The following is a 17,346-nucleotide window of genomic DNA, read 5'->3' on the forward strand; positions in this document are numbered from 1 at the left end:
CCTCCGCGGCACCCATGGCCCACCCCGCCCAGCCGCTCCCGCCGGAGCCTTCCGTCCCCCTGTCGCCGGCGTCCGAAGCCGTCACGCCGCGCTTCCGCTTCCTGCCCGCGGTGAACACGTGGAAGTACCACCTGCTGCTCGCCACGGTGGCCATCCTCATCCTGGGCCCGCTGGGTGGCGTGGCCGCGTCGTACATGAACTTCAGCCTGGGCTTCTTCGTCGCGAGCCAGGTGCTCTCCGGCATCCTCGGCAGCGTCGTCACCTACGGCTACGGCGCGGAGGGCAAGCACGGCGCCAACTACATGCAGACGATGGCCGCGTCGGTGGCCTCGCTGTGCGCCATGTCCGTGCTCATTCAAGCCATGGTGTGGCTGGGCATGCCCCAGCCGCCCGCGTGGCAGCTGATGCTCTTCGTCGGGTGCGTGGGCATGTTCGGCGTGGGCGTGGGCATGCTCTACACGCCGCTGCTCGTGGACCGGCTCCAGCTGGACTACCCGTCCGGATACGCGGTGGCCAACATCCTGCGAGCCCTCACCGACAAGCGCCTGCTCAAGGCCTCCATCGCGAAGCTGGGCGGCGGCACCGGCCTGGGCATCCTCGCGGCGTTGCTCACGGAGAAGGTGGCCCAGGTGGCCGCGCTGAGCGTGAGCACCTCCACGGTGGGCGCCGGCATGGTGGTGGGCAGCCGCATCACCGTTCCCGCGATGTGCATGGGCCTGCTGGGCTTCGCGCTCACGCAGGACCTGCGCGACATCGGTTGGCTGGGGCCCGATGATCCGTACCGGAAGATTGGCTTCCTCATCTCACTCGCGATGATCTGCGGCGCGGCGCTGGTGGACCTGGCGCTGCTCGCGGTGCAGGCGGTGGCGCGCATCCGCGGCCGGGCGCAGGCGCCGGTGGACGACGAGCCCTCGTGGAAGAAGGTCAACGTACCCCGGCTCGTCGCCTGGGTGCTGGGCTGGGGCGCGGCCGTCGTCGTCGTGGCCACGCAGGTGCTGCACCAGCCCGTGGGCTTCATCGTCTTCGGGCTCGCGCTGTCGCTCCTGTTCGTGCTCATCAACGGCATCGCCTACGGCATCAGCGACAACAACCCCATCTCCAGCGCGTTCGTGATGTCCGTGCTGCTGATGTCGCTGTTGGGCCTGAAGGATCCGCTGGTGGGCCTGATGGCGTCCTCCATCCTGCTCATCTCCACGTCGGTGGGCTGTGACATGCAGCAGGACCGCTCCACCGGCTGGCGGCTGGGCACCAACCGCGTGGTGCAGTTCCGCTACCAGGTGCTGGGCATCTTCATGGGCGCGGTGCTGTGCGTGGGCCTGGCGCACGTCTTCATGAGCGCCTACCCGGTGCTGTCCGTGAACCAGCTGGACCATCCCGATACGAAGGTGGGCCAGTGGGGCTCCGCGATGACCTACAAGTTCGTGGGCGCCATCCGCGACCTGGGCACGCTGTCGGACCACAAGGTGAAGGCGCTGTTCATCGGCCTGGGCATCGGCTTCACGCTGGAGGTCCTGCGCAAGGTGGTCCGCCGCCATCCCCGCTACCTGCGCTTCGTGCAGGGCTCGCGCACCGGCTTCGCGGTGGGTTACGCGATGGATTCGGTGGTGCTGGCGAGCCCCTACGCGTCCGCGTTCGGCGGCTTCATCGCGCTGCCAGCGGCGCTGTGGTTCGGCGCGGGTGGCATCCTCACGTCGCTGTTCAACACCGCCGCCAAGCGCTTCGCGCGACCGCCCGCCCCGGGCGAGACAGTCCTCCCGGAGGACATGAGCACCATGTCCCTGGTGGGCGGCGGCCTCATCGCGGGCGAGTCGCTCTTCTACCTCTTCGTGGGCCTGTACGGCCTGCTCGCGCTGCTGGGCTGAAGCCCACCCTGCCCCGGTGCACGGCTTGACTTTCCGTGCGACCGGGAGCACTTCTTGTCCCGTGAACCTCGTCAACACCACCACCGCGACCACGACCACCACCGCTTCGGCGGGAGTGGGAACGGTGCGCGTGTCGGTGGTCTGACGAGCGCACGGTTTCCCGCCCCGCCGAGTTCCGGCCGGGGCGACCGTGCAAGCAGCATTCACGTCCCGTGTCCGGCCCCGGCTTCTTCACCCGACCGACACACGGAGTCACGACGATGCTCGACGAACACGACCACCGCGCGCTGGGCCAGCGCCTCGACCTCTTCCACCTGCAGGAGGAGGCCGCGGGCATGGTGTTCTGGCACCCGCGCGGCCTGATGCTGTACCGACTCCTGGAGGAGCACGTCCGCCAGCGCATGCGCGACGAGGGCTACCAGGAAGTCCGTACGCCGCAGCTGTTCTCCCAGCCGCTGTGGGAGCAGAGCGGCCACTGGGAGAACTTCCGCGAGAACATGTTCTGCCTGCCCGAGGGAGAGCGGCACCTGGCCCTCAAGCCGGTGAGCTGCCCGGGCCACATCCACCTCGTGCAGCGCATGGCGCCCAGCCACCGCGACCTGCCCCTGCGACTGGGGGAGTTCGGGCTGGTGCACCGCAGCGAGCCCAGCGGCGCGATGCACGGGCTGTTCCGCCTGCGCCAGTTCACGCAGGACGACGGCCACATCTTCTGCGCGGAGGAGCAGGTGGAGGCGGAGGTGGTGCGCTTCGTGAAGTCGCTGCGCGCGTTCTACGCGGGCTTCGGCTTCGACCACGTGCAGGTGGCCTTCTCCAGCCGTCCGGCCCAGCGCGCCGGCAGCGACGCGGTGTGGGACCAGGCGGAGGCGTGGCTCCAGTCCGCGGCAAGGCAGGCCGGGCTCCAGTTCGTGGAGCAGCCGGGCCAGGGCGCCTTCTACGGGCCCAAGCTGGAGTTCGTGCTCAACGACAGGCTGGGGCGCGCGTGGCAGTGCGGCACGATCCAGCTGGACCTGGTGCTGCCGGAGCGCTTCGACCTGCGCTACGTCGACACGTCCGGCGCCCGCCTGCGCCCGGTGATGCTTCACCGCGCGCTGTTCGGCAGCCTGGAGCGGTTCATCGGCATCCTGCTCGAGCACCACGGGGGCGCGCTGCCCGCGTGGCTCGCGCCCGAACAGGTGGTCGTGGCATCCGTGGGCGCGGGGGCCGCCGCGTACGCGGAACGACTGGTGGCCCGGTTGAGACAGGCAGGTTGTCGCGCCCGGGCGGACGTGCGGGACGAGTCGCTGTCGCGCAAGGTCGCCAGTGCGCACCAGGACAGCGTTCCCTTCCTGGCGGTGGTGGGCGGCCGTGAAGTGGAGGGAAACAACGTCCGCCTGCGCCAGCGCGACGGTAGTCAGCGCGACCTGCCGTGGGATGAGGCCGTGGCGTGGCTGTCCGCCGCGTGCCAGCCGGCCGTGGCGGGCTGATCAGGAGTGAAGGCCCGGTGTTCCCTTCGCGCGAAGGGGATGCCGGGCCCTTCCGGCGCTCACGAGTAGAGGCTGAGGTGCTCCAGCAGCTCGCCGGGGCGCAGCAGCTTGCCGGGCACCGAGGCGACGTCGTCCATGCTGAGGATGCCCACCGCGTGGTGCTCGTCGTCGACGACGACCAACCGGCGCACGTTCTTGTCCTCCATCAACAGCTCGCCGACATCCAGCGTGTCGTCTTCAGAGCAGGTGATGACGGTGGGGGTCATCGCCTCCCGCACCGGCGTGACGTTGGGGTCCTTTCCCAGGGCCGTGGAGCGCACGGCAATGTCGCGGTCGGTCAGCATGCCCACGAGCTCGCCGTTTTCGGTGACGGGCAGTGCTCCCAGCGAGTGGGCGCGCATGCGTTCCGCGGCGGTGCGCAGGCACTCATCCGCGTCGATGGTCTCCACGTCCTTGTGCATCAGTTCCGAGATCCGCATCGGTACCTCCCCCGGGGGTGACGAGCTCCCACCGTGGAGTAGAACCGCCGTGCCGGGCCCCCTTCGTCGGCCCCGTCCCAGGGCCTGGAAGGCCGTGCCTGGGGGCACCGGAGCGCCGGGCCCCCGCCTGTTCCCCTGCTATATGGTGCGACGGGAAACGCGCCGGGGCATCCAAGGACGCGCTCCAGGCAGCAGCCCGAAACGTGGAGGAGGACCCATGGCGGACAAGCTCAATCTTTCCAATGACGAGTGGCGCAAGCGCCTCACCCCCGAGGAATTCGACGTGCTGCGCCGGCACGGCACCGAGTACCCCGGGACGGGCTGTTTCCTGGCCACCAAGACGCCGGGAACCTACGTGTGCGCGGGATGCAACAACCCCCTGTTCAAGTCCGGGACGAAGTTCGAGTCCGGCACGGGCTGGCCGTCGTTCACCCAGGCGCTGTCCCCGGACTCGCTCACGGAGATCCGCGACGTGTCCCACGGCATGGTGCGCACCGAGGTCCGCTGCGCACGGTGCGACGGACACCTGGGCCACGTGTTCCCGGACGGCCCGGCTCCCACGGGGCTGCGCTACTGCATGAACTCGGTGGCCATGAAGCACATCCCCGAAGGCAGCCCCATCGAGCTGGTCCGCGCCTGAGCAGGTCGCCAGAAGCTCGTTGACACATCCGGCGAGCAAGCGCGGCGCGGACGGCTGCGTCTGAGGTCCAGCGACGCAGGCGCTTCCCCTCAGGAGGCGTGCGGGGCTTCCTGGTCGAAAGAAGAGGCGAAGGGCTGTCGCTGCTCACGAAGCCGGGGGTCCTTGGCCGTGGGCAATGGAGGAGTCAAGCGGCCCACCCTCCACGCAGGTGTGTCCGCGAGCGCCTATGGGTGGAGGCTTGGACTGGAAGCCCCCTTCCGGAGACAAAGCGCCACAACCTGTCCGACAGTCGGACAGGTTGCCCAAGGCCGCACCCGACACGTCCCCTCTGGCGCACTCACCACCAGGGTCGCTGGGGTTGAGCCCAGGGGCGACCTGGAACCGCAGCGCCTCGCGGTCCGGCTCCACGGGAAGGGCCTGCGCATGGGGCCGGGGTACAGCCCCGAGCGCCTCGGTGTCCTCGGCGGCTGGCGCGAGGCCGCCGAGGCCCTGCGCCTCCACGCAAGGGTGTACCTCCAGCGCAGCGTCCTGCTCGGAGGCTGACGCGAGGTCGCCGACGGGGCACGCCCGGGCGCGGTGGGCTTCTGGAGCGACAGTCTGGGGGGCGGGGGCGAAGTCGTCGAGCACGCGCTCATCGCGCGTCCTCAGCAGCGCCGGCAACTGGTGCTGGAGCGCCCGCGTGTCGCGTTCCCGCAGGGCCTCCATCGCACAGCTGGCCCACTGGCGCAGCGGCTCACCGCCCATGAAGGACAGGAGCCGGGCCGCGCCGCCGTGCAACGCCCGCTGCAGCGATTGAATGAGGAGCAGGTGACCGGGACGGGCCGCCGCCTGGGCCGCCAACCGCAGCAACTCGAATTCCAACTGCGCGCACCGGGCACCCGACTCCCAGCGCGCCGCGTCCCAAAGCTTGAAGCAGGCTTCTCCCAGCCTGCCCAGGGCTGCCTCGGAAGCGCTCGCGCAGCAGTCCGCCAGCAGTTCCACCAGCACCTGCCGCTTGAGGCAGAAGTATCCCTCAAGCAGCCACCGACCTTCCGGGGAGCGCGCGTCATGCAGCGCTAGGCCCAGGTTCTCCAGCGTCAGCGATTCGTCCAGCGCCACCGCGCGCGTCTTGCGTCCGGGGTGCTGCACCACCAGGCCCCGCGCCGCCAGCCGTCGCAGCGCCTCACGCACGGTGCCCCGGGATACCCCATAGCGACGTGCCAACTTCTGCTCCGAGCCCAGCTGCCCGCTCTCCGGCAGCCTCTCCAGCGAAATCTCACGCTCGAGTTGCTCCTCCACGTACGCAACCAGCCCTACCCGCTCCATCACCATCGCCCTCCTCGCCCCAGTCGCTCCCACCAAACCAGAGGGGTCTGACATGGACGCGAGGGACACCCGTCCTCGTCTCCTGCCGGGCCGGGGCGGCTGCGGCCTCATGCGGCGCGAACCTGTCCGACAGTCAGACAGGTTGGGCGCGAAGTGCGCCTCCCGAAGGCGCGCGTCCTCGCGGTGGACTTCGGGTCACAGGCGTTGTTGACGAACTCCTGGCGACCTCCTCGCTCTCCCGAAGCAGGACGCGCCTCCTCTGCCTCTGCGAGGATGGGAGGCCATGCGACGACCTCCGGCCGGACTCCGGGTGCTGCTCACCGCGCTGTTGCTCGGCGGTGTTTCCCAGGGGGCCCCACCCCCGAAGGCCGTACCGCCCACGCCATCCCAGGTGACGTGGCTCTATCAGGACCGGCTGGCGTCGCCCTGGGAGGACCTGACGTGGGCTGGCGCGCACGCGATGAGCGCCACCACGCCAGGGGCCTCAGGCAGCCACGCGATCTCCGTGACGCTGGGGCCGTGGGAGGCGCTGTACTTCGGCCACCCGGGCTTCGACGTGTCACCGGAGGACACGCTGGTGCTCAAGGTGAATGGCGGAAAGGACGGCTCGAACGCGGCGGTGCGCGCGCGCGTCGTCATCGGCGCCGAGCAGCCCGTGGGCGTGCCACTGGGCTCCACCTGCGAGGGCGGCGCCATCCCGGCTCGCAAGTGGACGACGTGCCGCGTGTCGTTGGCGAAGCTGCTGCCCGAAGGCCGCACGCGCATCACCGGCTTGTGGCTTCAGGAGGACAGCGGCAGGACGCTGCCGCCCCTCTTCTTCGACGACATCGGCATCGAGCAGGGCCCCAGGCCGGTGAGGCTCACGCTGGAGACGCCCGCGGTCTTCCTGGCTCCGGGCGCCACGCACGTTTTCCGAGCCACCGTGACGAACAGCACGGACACGGAAGTGACGTGGAGCGTGGAGCCCGGAAACGAGCGCGGCACCCTCAGCGCCACCGGCGTCTACACCGCGCCCCGCAAGCCGGGCACGTACCGGGTGATGGTCCGGAGCAAGGCCGACCCGAGCCAGCTGGCCGTGGCCAGCGTGGTGGTGGGCGCATCCCCGGCCGTGAGGGGTTCCCCGGGCCAGGGCGGCAAGTGGGTGTCGGGCTACTACACGGGCTGGAACGCGGACGACTATCCACCGGAGAAGGTGGACTTCAGCGCGCTCACGCACATCCTCGTGGGCCGCGTCACGCCGAAAGCAGACGGCACGCTGAGCACGAAGTTCGACAACGACCGGGGGCCGGAGATCGCCCGCACGCTGTCGAAGCGCGCGCACGCCTCGGGCCGCAAGGCGCTCATCATGGTGGGCGGCTCCGGTGAGCACGACGGCTGGGTGGGCGCCGCCTCCGACGAGAACCGAGCGAAGTTCGTCCGCTCGCTGCTGAAGGCGATGGATGACTTCGGCTACGACGGGCTCGACCTGGATTGGGAGCCCGTGAAGCCGGAGGACCGGCCCCAGTTGCTGGCCCTCGTGAAGGCCCTGCGCGAGGCGCGGCCGACGATGCTCCTCACCTTCCCGCTCCATTGGATCAACACCAACTTCCCCACCGACGCCGACCCCTGGTTCGCGGAGCTGGCGACGCACCTCGACCAGATGAACCTGATGTCCTACGAGATGATTGGCGCGTGGGACGGCTGGAAGTCCTGGCACACGTCCGCGCTGAAGGGCGAACAGGGGCTGCACCCCACGTCCATCGCCTCCAGCCTGGAGCTGTGGGTGAAGGCGGGCATCCCCAAGGCGAAGCTGGGCCTGGGCATCCCCTTCTACGGCCTCGCGTGGCGCCACATCACCGGCCCCTACCAGCCCTTCACCGACTGGTCCGACTACGTGGGCGGGGACAACTCGTTCACCTACAAGAAGATCCTCCGCTATTCGAAGCAGGGCACGTACCACTGGGACGAGAGGGCCCAGGCCAGCTACGTGACCTTCGCGAAGGACAAGTTGGTGGAGGACGGGACGGTGACGTGGATCTCCTACGACAGCCCCCAGGCCATCGCCGCCAAGGGGGCCTTCGTGAAGCAGGAGGGCTACGGCGGCGCCATCATCTGGACCGTGAACCAGGGCTGCATCGACCCGGCTACCGGCGCCAACCCGCTGCTGGACGCGATGAGGGAGGCCTTCCTCCAGTAGCAGGAAGGCCCCTCGGCCTGCTTCACCCCAGCGCGGCGCGGGCGTTGCGGAACATGCGCATCCACGGGCCGTCCTCACCCCACGCCGACGGGGCCCAGGAGTGCTGCACGGTGCGATGCACGCGCTCCGGGTGCGGCATGGTGATGGTGAAGCGCCCGTCCTTCGTGGTGAGCCCCGCGATGCCGTGCGGCGAGCCGTTGGGGTTGGCCGGGTACTTCTTCGCCACCTGTCCGCGGTTGTCCACCCAGCGCGTCGTGACGAGGCCCAGCCCGTTCACGCGCGCGGCCTCCTCGGCGCTGGAGAACTCCGCGCGCCCCTCGCCGTGCGACACGACGATGAGCATCCGGCTGCCCTCCATGCCCCGGTAGAACAGCGAGGGCGACGGGGACACCTCCACCGTGCCCAGACGCGCCTCGAACTGCTCGGACGCATTGCGCACGAAGCGCGGCCACGCCTCCGCGCCGGGGATGAGGTCGCGCAGCTGCGCGAACATCTGGCAGCCGTTGCACGCGCCCAGGCCGAAGCTGTCCGGCCGCGCGAAGAACTCGGAGAACGCGTCGCGCGTGCGCGGGTTGAAGAGGATGGACTTCGCCCAACCGCCGCCCGCGCCCAGCACATCGCCGTAGCTGAAGCCGCCGCACGCCAGCACGCCGTGGAAGTCCTTCAGCGACACGCGGCCCGCCAGCAGGTCGCTCATGTGCACGTCCACCGCGGTGAAGCCCGCGCGGGTGAACGCCGCCGCCATCTCCTGCTGACTGTTGACGCCCTGCTCGCGCAAGACCGCCACGCGGGGCCGCGCGCCCTTGCCAATGAAGGGCGCCGCCACGTCCACCGTGGGGTCGAACGTGAGCACCGGCGACAGGCCCGGGTCTCCCGCGTCGCACTTCGCCGCGTACTCCTCCTCCGCGCAGGTGGGGTTGTCGCGCAGCTTCTGCATCTCGTAGCTGACGCGCGACCAGGTGCGCTTGAGCGACACGGTGTCCTCGGCGAGCAGCTTCTTCTTGCCGTGCCGCACGCGCACCGTCTGCGCCACCGTGGGCCGGCCCAGCTCGTGGACATGCGCGCCCAGGCCGTGCCGGGCGAAGACTTCGCGCACCCGGGCCACGTCGGCCGCGCGCACCTGCACCACCGCGCCCAGCTCCTCGTTGAAGAGGGCCGCCACGGCGTCACCGCCCAGGGGCGCCAGGTCCACGTCCACGCCGCAGTGGCCCGCGAAGGCCATCTCCGTGAGCGTGGCCCAGAGCCCGCCGTCGGAGCGGTCGTGGTAGGCGAGCAGCACGCCCACCGCCTGGAGCTCCTGCACGCCATCGAAGAAGCCCTTGAGGCGCGCCGGGTCGTCCACGTCCGGGCACTCGGGGCCCACCTGCTGGTGGCACTGCGCCAGCACGGAGGCGCCCAGGCGCTGCCGGCCCGCGGCCACGTCCACCAACAGGAGCCGCGTGTCGCCCGCCACATCCACCGGCTGCGGCGTCAGCGCGCGGCGCGCGTCCAGCACCGGCGCGAACGCGGTGATGATGAGCGACAGCGGCGACGTCACGGCCTTCTTCGCGCCGTCGTCCTGCCACTGCGTGCGCATGGACATGGAGTCCTTACCCACCGGGATGGCGATGCCCAGCGCGGGGCACAACTCCATGCCCACCGCGTGCACCGCGGCATAGAGGTTCGCGTCCTCGCCAGGGCTGCCCGCCGCCGCCATCCAGTTGGCGGACAGCTTCACGTCCGACAGCTTCGCGATGCGCGCTGCCGCCAGGTTGGTGAGCGCCTCGCCCACCGCCATCCGCGCGGAGGCCGCCGCGTCGATGAGCGCCAGCGGCGTGCGCTCGCCCAGGGCCATGGCCTCGCCCGTATTGGAGAGGATGGACGACAGCGTCACCGCGCAGTCCGCCACCGGCACCTGCCACGGGCCCACCATCTGGTCGCGCGCGGTGAGGCCGCCCACGGTGCGGTCACCGATGGTGATGAGGAACGACTTGTCCGCCACCGTCGGGTGCGCGAGCACGGCATGCGCCAGGGCCTTCAGGTCCCCGGGGATGTTGAGCGGCGCGTGCCTCAGCGGGCGCGACACGTGCTCGCGGTGCATGCGCGGCGCCTTGCCGAAGAGCACGTCCATGGGCAGCGCGATGGGCGTGTCCCCCAGCTCGCGGTCGCTGAGCGTGAGGACCTCTTCCTGCGTGGCCTCGCCCAGCACGGCGAAGGGGGCGCGCTCGCGCTCGCACAGGGCGGCGAAGCGCGGCAGGTCCTCCGGCGCCACGCCCAGCACGTAGCGCTCCTGCGCCTCGTTGCACCAGATCTCCACCGGCGACATGCCCGGCTCGTCGTTGGGCACGAGGCGCAGCTCCAGCCGGCCGCCCAGGCCGTTGTCGTGCGCCAGTTCCGGCAGCGCGTTGGACAGGCCGCCCGCGCCCACGTCGTGGATGGAGCGCACGGGGTTCGCGTCGCCCAGCATCCAGCACTGGTCGATGACCTCCTGACACCTGCGCTCCATCTCCGCGTTGTCACGCTGCACGGAGGCGAAGTCGAGGTCCGCCGCGCTCGTGCCCTGCGCCATCGAGGACGCCGCGCCGCCGCCCAGGCCAATGAGCATCGCAGGGCCGCCCAGGACAATCAGCTTGTCGCCCGCGCGCAGCAGGGCCTTCTTCACGTGGCCCGCGCGGATGTTGCCCAGGCCGCCCGCCAGCATGATGGGCTTGTGGTAGCCGCGCACCTCCACGCCGTCCGCCGTGGGCACCTGCTGCTCGAAGCTGCGGAAGTAGCCGCACAGGTTGGGCCGGCCGAACTCGTTGTTGAACGCCGCACCGCCCAGCGGGCCGTCAATCATGATGTCCAGCGCGGACACGATGCGGTCCGGCTTGCCGTACGGCACCTCCCACGGCTGCGCATGGCCCGGGATGCGCAGGTGGCTGACGGAGAAGCCCGTGAGCCCCGCCTTCGGCTTCGCGCCGCGCCCGGTGGCGCCCTCGTCGCGGATCTCGCCGCCCGCGCCCGTCGCCGCGCCCGGATACGGGGAGATGGCGGTGGGATGGTTGTGCGTCTCCACCTTCATCATGATGTGCGCGGGCTCGCGCACGGCGCCCCACTCGCGCGCCTCGCCTTGCGGGAAGAAGCGGTCCACCTCGAAGCCCTCGATGACGGCGGAGTTGTCCTTGTACGCGGACAGCACGCCGCCGGGGCTCACGGCGAAGGTGTTCTTGATGGCCTGGAAGAGCGAGCGCTCCTGCTTCTTTCCGTCCAGCGTCCACGACGCATTGAAGATCTTGTGCCGGCAGTGCTCGCTGTTGGCCTGCGCGAACATCATCAGTTCGACGTCGGTGGGGTTGCGCTGGAGCTCCGTGAAGCGCGCGACCAGGTAGTCGATCTCATCCTCCGCCAGCGCCAGGCCCAGCTCGCCGTTGGCCTTCACCAGCGCGGCACGGCCTCCGCCCAGCACGTCCACGCGCGTGAGCGGCCGGGGCGCGTGCGTGGTGAAGAGCACCGCCGCGTCGTCCAGCCGGGGCAGCACCGCCTGCGTCATCCGGTCGTGCAGCACCGCCTCCACGCCCGCGGCTTCGTCCGCCTCCAGCGCGCGCCCGCCGGGGCCGGTGAGGAAGAACGCGATACCGCGCTCCATGCGGCGCACCTTCTCCAGGCCGCAGTGGTGCGCGATGTCCGTCGCCTTCGACGACCAGGGCGACACCGTGCCCGGACGCGGCACGACGAGCAGCAGCGTGCCGGTGCGCTCGCGCTTCGCCGCGTGGGGGCCGTACTCCAGCAGGCGCGAGAGCCGCTCCCCTTCCGCGTCCGTCAGCGGCGCCGACGTGTCCGCGAAGTGGACGTACTCCGAATAGAGGGTGGCCACCGTAGGCACCCGTTCCCGACAGCGGACGAGCAGCTTGGCGAGCCTGAATTCGGAGAGGGCCGGAGCCCCGCGCAGCGTGAGCATGGAGGACCTTGCGAACGGGTGACGGGAGGTAACAGCGGGGCCGTCCTTATCACTGCGCCCCGCGTCACAAGGCCCGGACTTCGCGTCTGGATGGCTGCCCCCCGGCCGGGGTGGGTGCACCGCCGCTGACGTGGGCCTTCATCCGTCCTTGCACTCCCTGTGTTTCGCGAATCACGCTGACAGTCGGTCCTCCATGCTTTGCTTGGAAGGCTTTACAGACATGACTCGTCACAAGGGGTGTTCCATGACGCGCAATACCCGCTGGCTCCTGGCTGGCCTGACGCTCACGTTGTCCGCCTGCGGCGCGGGAGGGCCGGAGGCGCCCGCTTCCCCGCCCTCCAAGGCCGAGGGTGCCTCCAGCCTCCGCGACGTGGAGGCGGCGCTCGGCGCGCTGCCCGGCGCCCAGGTGCTGGACGTCCACGCGGATGGGGTCCCCTCCCTCGTGAAGGGGGAGCTGGGGGCGACGGGCCGCCCCATCACTGGCGCCTCGGCCTGGCAGGCGCATGCGCTGCTGGAGCCCACGCTCACGCGCGTGCTGCCCGCCTTCCGGCTGAAGACGCGGGACCTGGTGCCGGTGGGCATCCACCGGGACGCGCTGGGCCACAGCCACGTGCGCTACGCCCAGACGAAGGCGGGCCTGCCCGTGGTGGGTGAGGAGCTGCTGGTGCACCTGGACGAGGCCGGCCGGGTGTACCTGGTGAACGGCACCGCGCGGGATGGCGAAACGCTTGCGGACGCGGCCCGTATCTCAGCGGACGTGGCGCGGCAGGCGGCCCTGGCGGCGACGCCTGGGGGTCGCACGGCGGAGGCGCCCCGGGAGGTGTTCGTGCGCCCGGCGCCGGACGCGGCGCTGGTGCGGGCCTTCGAGGTGGTGGTGTCCGGCGAGGACGCGGACGGCACGCCCGTGCGCGACCACGTCTTCGTCCACGCCGCGGACGGCACGGAGGTGCTGCGGACGTCGGACATCCACCACGCGCGCAACCGCAAGGTGTGCTCGGTGGGCGGCACGACGAACGGCTGGTGCCGGCTGGAGGGCCAGCTGCCCACGGGGGACGTGGGCATCGACAAGACGTACGACAACCTGGGCCTCTTCTACGACTGCTTCCAGCAGAACTTCGGCCGCGACTCGTATGACGGCGCGGGCGGGCAGCTCCTGGCGAACGTGCACTACGGCTCGCAGTACGCGAACGCCTACTGGAACGGCAACACGCTGGTGTGCGGCGACGGCAACGGCACCTCCGTGGGGCCGCTGTGCGCGGATCCAGACGTCGTCGTGCACGAGTTCACCCACGGCGTGACGGAGCGCACGTCCAACCTCACCTATTCCGGTCAGTCGGGCGCGCTCAACGAGTCCCTGTCGGACATCTTCGCCGCGACGTGCGGAAGCTGGGTGACGGGCACCTGGAGCACCGCGACGGACATCTGGCGCATCGGTGAGCTGGCCTGGACGCCGAGCACGCCCGGGGACGCCCTGCGCTACATGGACAACCCCGCCCTGGACGGCGCGTCGTTGGACTACTACACGCAGATCACCGCCAGCTCGGACGTGCACTACGCCTCCGGGGTGCCGAACCTCGCGTTCAAGCTGCTGTCCACCGGCGGCACGCACCCGCAGGGCAAGTCGACGGTGAACGTGACGGGCATCGGCGTGCAGGCCGCAGGGCGCATCTTCTATTACGCCAACGCAAACCTCTTCACCGCCAGCACCACGCTGCCGCAGGCCAAGACGCTCACGAAGCAGGCCGCGCAGATTTTGGGCTACAGCGCCGCCATCCAGGCCTCCGTGGAGGCCGCGTGGACCGCCGTGGGCGTGGGCGCCGTGACGCCGCCCCCGACGTGCCTCCTGCTCCCGAACGACCTCACGCTCGCGGGCATCTCCGGCGCGTCGGGCTCGCAGCAGTACTACTGCCTGGACGTGCCCGCGAACACGCCGGCCACCATCGCCGTCTCCGGGGGCACCGGGGACGTGGACCTGTACACGCGCTTCGGCACCGCGCCCACCACGGCCGTCTACAACTGCCGGCCCTACCTGGGCGGCAACAACGAGACCTGCACCCTGGCCGCGCAGACCACTGCGGGCCGTCAGTGGATCCTGCTGAACGCCTACTCCGCCTACAGCGGCGTGTCCCTGTCCGTGCACTACTGACAGGCCATGGCCCCCGCCTCCCCCCGTGTCAGCCGGGGTGGAGGTGGGAGCCTCCCCACACCGGGAACTGGCCTCTTGCCGGCCGCTGGGCGAAGAATGCGCCCCCGGGACCTTTCGGCCCCCAGGGGGACACGAGGCCATGCGGGACGAGCGCGTCATCTTCGGCAACACCGTGGACAGCCTGTACCGCAAGACGCTGCTGCCGCACCTGCCGCCAGCGTTGGTGGAGCGGCTGAGAGGCCGGGGCTTGGACCTCAAGGCCCCGCTGCTCGCTGCGTATCCGCTGGCGACGTGGGTGGAGTGCCTGGACGACGTGGGCCGCACCCTCCATCCGGATCAGCCGCTGGACGTCGCTCGGCGCCTGTTGGGCAAGCGGATGATCGAAGGCTACGCGGAGACGTTGATGGGCGGCGCGGTGCTCGCCCTGGCGCGCGTGGTGGGGCCCGTGCGGTCGCTGGAGCGGATGCAGCACAACTTCCGCAGCGGCAACAACTTCACGGAGACGCGCCTCACGGTGCTGGGTCCCACGGCCGCGGACCTCTGGTTCAACGAGCCGGAGCGGATGGAGGGCTTCGCGGAAGGCGTGCTGGAAGAAGGGCTGTTGCGCATCGGCGTGCACGGCCTCACCCTGCACCGCACCCGCCACTCGCCGGATGCCGTCACCTATCACCTGGAGTGGACGGCCCGGCCCTCCTGACCTCGCGACGCCATGTCCTCCATCCTCTCGACGCTGCCCGCCCTCTACCGGGACCTGCTCCCGTCCTTCTTCCAGCAGGAGGCGCCCACCGAGACGAAGGCCACGTGCGCGAAGTGCGCCATGAGCCGCACGTCCGCGCAGTCCACGGTGGAGTCGGTGGACGGGGTGGAGCACCTGTTCCGGCCGGACACCAAGTGCTGCACGTACTACCCGCGCCTGCCCAACTATCTCATCGGCGCGCTGCTGTCGGATGACTCACCGGCGATGGCGGAGGGGCGCCGGCGCATCGAGCAGAAGATCGACAGCCGCATCGGCGTGAGCCCCATGTGGGTGAAGCCGCCGGCGAAGTTCAACCACCTGTACAAGAACTCGCACCAGTTCTTCGGCCGGTCCGCAACGATGCGGTGCCCGTACTACGCGCTGGACACCGGTGGCTGCACCATCTGGGCGTACCGCGAGTCGGTGTGCTCCACGTTCTTCTGCAAGTACGTGGCGGGCGCGGACGGCCGGCGCTTCTGGATGTCGCTGAAGACGTACCTGACGCTGGCGGAGTTCCAGCTGTCGCGCCATGCGCTGCTGCAGCTCATGCCGGAGTTCCTGCTGGACGGCCGGGACAAGGCGGAGGTCGCCAACGGTCCCCTGTCCGTGGAGGACCTGGACGACGCGGCGCCCCCGCCCAAGGTGTACGAGGCGCTGTGGAAGGGGCACGTGGGCAGGGAGAAGGACTTCTTCCGGGCCTGCTACGACGTGGTGCGCACCGTGCCCGTGGACAGCCTGGAGCGGATGCTGGGGCTGGATGGCACCATCGAACTGAAGGTGCTGGAGAAGCTGCACTCCCAGACCACCGCGCCCCAGCTACCGCGCGTGCTGCGCTTCAACCCGGATGCGACGGTGAAGTGGCTGCCGGACGGCAGCGTCGCGCTGGGCTCCTACAGCGAGTTCGACGCGGTGGCGCTCCCCGGCGAGGCGTACGCGCTGCTGGTGGAGTTCACCGGCCAGAAGCCCGTGGAGGCGGTGCGCCAGCACCTGCGCGACCACAAGCAGGCGGACCTGGACGCGGACATCCTGCTGGAGCTGTACCGGCACCGCATCCTGGTGGAGCCGTAGCGGAAGCCGGAGCCCGTCACCGGAGCCCGTCACCGGAGCCCGTCACCAGAGCCCGGCAGGCGCGGCTCAGGGCTGCCCGGCGAAGGCGCCCACCTCGCGCAGCCAGCGCGCCGTGGCCTGGGTGCGCTCCCACGCGGGCGTGGACGCGACCAGGTGCTCCGCGAGCCACGCGCTGAACGCAGGGTCGCCCGCGCGCAGCCACGCGGCGGAGTCGGCCAGCTCATGGGCGGCGGACTCCCAGGCGCGGCGCACCGCGCTGGCAAAGGCCATCAGCTCCGCGATGCAGCGGGTGAAGGCCTCCACGCCCGCGCTCAGCTCGGTGGGGCTGGGGCCTCCGGTGAGGGCCAGCGCGCGCAGGCGTCCCAGGTCCTTGAGCAGGCCCTGCTCCAGCGCGGCGGCGGTGCCCAGCCGGGCCTGCGCGGCACGCTGAAGCAGCTCCACGTCCTCGCTGAGGTGGCGCCAGGCCTCGTCGTCCCCCATGGGGATGCTGCCCCGGCGGCGCAGCCGGACGCCCACGGCCTGCCAGAGGTTGCCGAAGACGAACACCTCCTCGACGCTGCGGCGCACGTGCGGCGGGATGTGATCCAGGAAGTCCACCACGCACGCCCGCGCCTCGCGCAGGAACGCGTCGCCGCGAGGGGCCGCGTCCACCACGCCCCGGGCGAGCTGAAGCACGCGCCACGCCCACTGGAGGGCGCGCTCGGAGGCGGTGAAGAGACACTCCAGGCCGGTGCTCAGGGCACCCGCGGCGTGGCTCGTGTCAGCGAGCGTGGGAGAAGGGATGGGAGGCAGGCCGGAGCTGGAGCGCACTTCGGGCGCGCGGGGAGACGACGTCCCCTCGTCCTCGCTGTCGCGGGGAGGCCCGTGTGGCCCTGGCGCCGTGTACTCACGCCCCATGCATGCTTCTCCAGACCCTGGCTTCGCCGGCGGAAGACCGCTTCCGAGTATCGCACGCCCCTTCCCGACCTCCAGGCCTGGATGAGGGGACGTGCGATGCACCACAAGGCGCCCCTCCCCGGAGCAGGAGGGCCGCCTCGCGATGTCCGGCACCGCGCATCCAACACGCTCAGTGCAGGTTGGGGTTGTGCTTCAGGCGACTGAGCCGGCCGTGCGTCTGCTTCTGCGCCGGCAGCAGCTGCTGGCGCACGAAGGTGCGCGCCTCACCGTGGAGCTTGTCCACGTCGCGGTTGTAGTCCGCCAGGCCGTGGTCCTCGCCCTCTTCCAGCGCGTCGATGGCCCGCTTCTCTCCCAGCAGGTCCGCGCCCGCCTGGACGGCCTTGGCGAAGATGCCCCAGACACCGGAGCCGGAGGCGGGGCTGCCGCCCAGCTTCTCGATGCGCTCCTTGAGGGACGCCACGCGCGCCTCATGGTCGTGGAGGCAGGCCTCCACCTCCGTTTTCGCCACGGGGGTCTCGATGTGCTTCGTCGCGAGCCGGTAGGTCTCCACGGCGGAGATCTCCCCGCGCAGGAAGGAGTTCAGCGTTTCGATTTCGGCGGCGGCGTGGGCCATGGGTTTCTGCTCCTTGAGAGAGGTGAACGGGGTGCGTCCTGG

The 17,346-nt window shown here is 70.7% G+C and carries 12 protein-coding genes; 7 read left to right on the plus strand and 5 right to left on the minus strand.

Annotated elements, in window-relative coordinates:
* The first annotated feature begins 14 nt into the window (after window positions 1-14).
* Both D7V97_RS02480 and thrS read left to right on the plus strand, forming a co-directional pair.
* Window positions 15-1,862, plus strand: coding sequence for an OPT/YSL family transporter (locus D7V97_RS02480; RefSeq protein ID WP_120608961.1), 1,848 nt, complete (start codon window positions 15-17; stop codon window positions 1,860-1,862).
* Between the two features lie 260 nt (window positions 1,863-2,122).
* A complete protein-coding gene (thrS, locus tag D7V97_RS02485) occupies window positions 2,123-3,325 on the plus strand; it encodes a threonine--tRNA ligase (protein WP_120608962.1) in 1,203 nt (400 codons plus the stop codon).
* A 59-nt stretch (window positions 3,326-3,384) separates the two neighbouring features.
* Here the strand turns inward: thrS and D7V97_RS02490 are convergent, their stop codons facing one another.
* Entirely contained in the window at window positions 3,385-3,804 is a 420-nt protein-coding gene (locus D7V97_RS02490; RefSeq protein WP_120608963.1) for a CBS domain-containing protein, read from the minus strand.
* Window positions 3,805-4,021: 217 nt separating this feature from the next.
* Here D7V97_RS02490 and msrB point away from each other — a divergent pair, with 217 nt between their 5' ends.
* Window positions 4,022-4,444, plus strand: a complete 423-nt coding sequence (gene msrB / locus D7V97_RS02495; RefSeq protein ID WP_120608964.1) for a peptide-methionine (R)-S-oxide reductase MsrB — start codon at window positions 4,022-4,024, stop codon at window positions 4,442-4,444.
* 144 nt (window positions 4,445-4,588) lie between these two features.
* Here msrB and D7V97_RS02500 read toward each other — a convergent pair whose 3' ends face one another.
* Complete coding sequence (locus D7V97_RS02500) at window positions 4,589-5,755, minus strand: FadR/GntR family transcriptional regulator (protein ID WP_120608965.1); 1,167 nt, start codon at window positions 5,753-5,755, stop codon at window positions 4,589-4,591.
* 277 nt (window positions 5,756-6,032) lie between these two features.
* On the opposite strand from D7V97_RS02500, the gene D7V97_RS02505 reads away from it, so the two are divergent.
* Window positions 6,033-7,925 carry a glycoside hydrolase family 18 protein gene (locus D7V97_RS02505; RefSeq protein WP_120608966.1) on the plus strand — a complete coding sequence of 631 codons (1,893 nt, stop codon included), beginning with the start codon at window positions 6,033-6,035 and terminating at the stop codon, window positions 7,923-7,925.
* 22 nt (window positions 7,926-7,947) lie between these two features.
* Here the strand turns inward: D7V97_RS02505 and purL are convergent, their stop codons facing one another.
* Window positions 7,948-11,844, minus strand: coding sequence for a phosphoribosylformylglycinamidine synthase (gene purL, locus D7V97_RS02510; RefSeq protein WP_120608967.1), 3,897 nt, complete (start codon window positions 11,842-11,844; stop codon window positions 7,948-7,950).
* Window positions 11,845-12,088: 244 nt separating this feature from the next.
* Between purL and D7V97_RS02515 the strand changes: the two genes are divergently transcribed.
* From D7V97_RS02515 to D7V97_RS02525, 3 genes are all read left to right on the plus strand, one after another.
* Window positions 12,089-13,990, plus strand: a complete 1,902-nt coding sequence (locus D7V97_RS02515; RefSeq protein ID WP_120608988.1) for a M4 family metallopeptidase — start codon at window positions 12,089-12,091, stop codon at window positions 13,988-13,990.
* A 139-nt stretch (window positions 13,991-14,129) separates the two neighbouring features.
* Window positions 14,130-14,687: a DUF2378 family protein gene (locus tag D7V97_RS02520; protein WP_120608968.1), complete on the plus strand. Its 558-nt coding sequence runs from the start codon at window positions 14,130-14,132 to the stop codon at window positions 14,685-14,687.
* 12 nt (window positions 14,688-14,699) lie between these two features.
* Entirely contained in the window at window positions 14,700-15,794 is a 1,095-nt protein-coding gene (locus D7V97_RS02525) for a hypothetical protein (RefSeq protein WP_120608969.1), read from the plus strand.
* A gap of 66 nt (window positions 15,795-15,860) precedes the next feature.
* On the opposite strand, the gene D7V97_RS02530 is transcribed toward D7V97_RS02525, so the two are convergent.
* Both D7V97_RS02530 and D7V97_RS02535 read right to left on the minus strand, forming a co-directional pair.
* Entirely contained in the window at window positions 15,861-16,691 is an 831-nt protein-coding gene (locus tag D7V97_RS02530; protein WP_147444658.1) for a hypothetical protein, read from the minus strand.
* Between the two features lie 169 nt (window positions 16,692-16,860).
* Complete coding sequence (locus D7V97_RS02535; RefSeq protein ID WP_120608971.1) at window positions 16,861-17,304, minus strand: DUF2383 domain-containing protein; 444 nt, start codon at window positions 17,302-17,304, stop codon at window positions 16,861-16,863.
* Window positions 17,305-17,346 lie beyond the last annotated feature (42 nt).

The sequence above is a fragment of the Corallococcus sp. CA053C genome, assembly GCF_003611675.1.
GTDB lineage: Bacteria > Myxococcota > Myxococcia > Myxococcales > Myxococcaceae > Corallococcus.

Coding starts and splice junctions, on each gene's coding strand:
- purL (WP_120608967.1), bottom strand. CDS start 11,844: ATGCTCACGCTGCGCGGGGCTCCGGCCCTCTCCGAATTCAGGCTCGCC.
- D7V97_RS02490 (WP_120608963.1), bottom strand. CDS start 3,804: ATGCGGATCTCGGAACTGATGCACAAGGACGTGGAGACCATCGACGCG.
- D7V97_RS02500 (WP_120608965.1), bottom strand. CDS start 5,755: ATGGTGATGGAGCGGGTAGGGCTGGTTGCGTACGTGGAGGAGCAACTC.
- D7V97_RS02535 (WP_120608971.1), bottom strand. CDS start 17,304: ATGGCCCACGCCGCCGCCGAAATCGAAACGCTGAACTCCTTCCTGCGC.
- D7V97_RS02515 (WP_120608988.1), top strand. CDS start 12,089: ATGACGCGCAATACCCGCTGGCTCCTGGCTGGCCTGACGCTCACGTTG.
- msrB (WP_120608964.1), top strand. CDS start 4,022: ATGGCGGACAAGCTCAATCTTTCCAATGACGAGTGGCGCAAGCGCCTC.
- D7V97_RS02480 (WP_120608961.1), top strand. CDS start 15: ATGGCCCACCCCGCCCAGCCGCTCCCGCCGGAGCCTTCCGTCCCCCTG.
- thrS (WP_120608962.1), top strand. CDS start 2,123: ATGCTCGACGAACACGACCACCGCGCGCTGGGCCAGCGCCTCGACCTC.
- D7V97_RS02525 (WP_120608969.1), top strand. CDS start 14,700: ATGTCCTCCATCCTCTCGACGCTGCCCGCCCTCTACCGGGACCTGCTC.
- D7V97_RS02505 (WP_120608966.1), top strand. CDS start 6,033: ATGCGACGACCTCCGGCCGGACTCCGGGTGCTGCTCACCGCGCTGTTG.
- D7V97_RS02530 (WP_147444658.1), bottom strand. CDS start 16,691: ATGGGGCGTGAGTACACGGCGCCAGGGCCACACGGGCCTCCCCGCGAC.
- D7V97_RS02520 (WP_120608968.1), top strand. CDS start 14,130: ATGCGGGACGAGCGCGTCATCTTCGGCAACACCGTGGACAGCCTGTAC.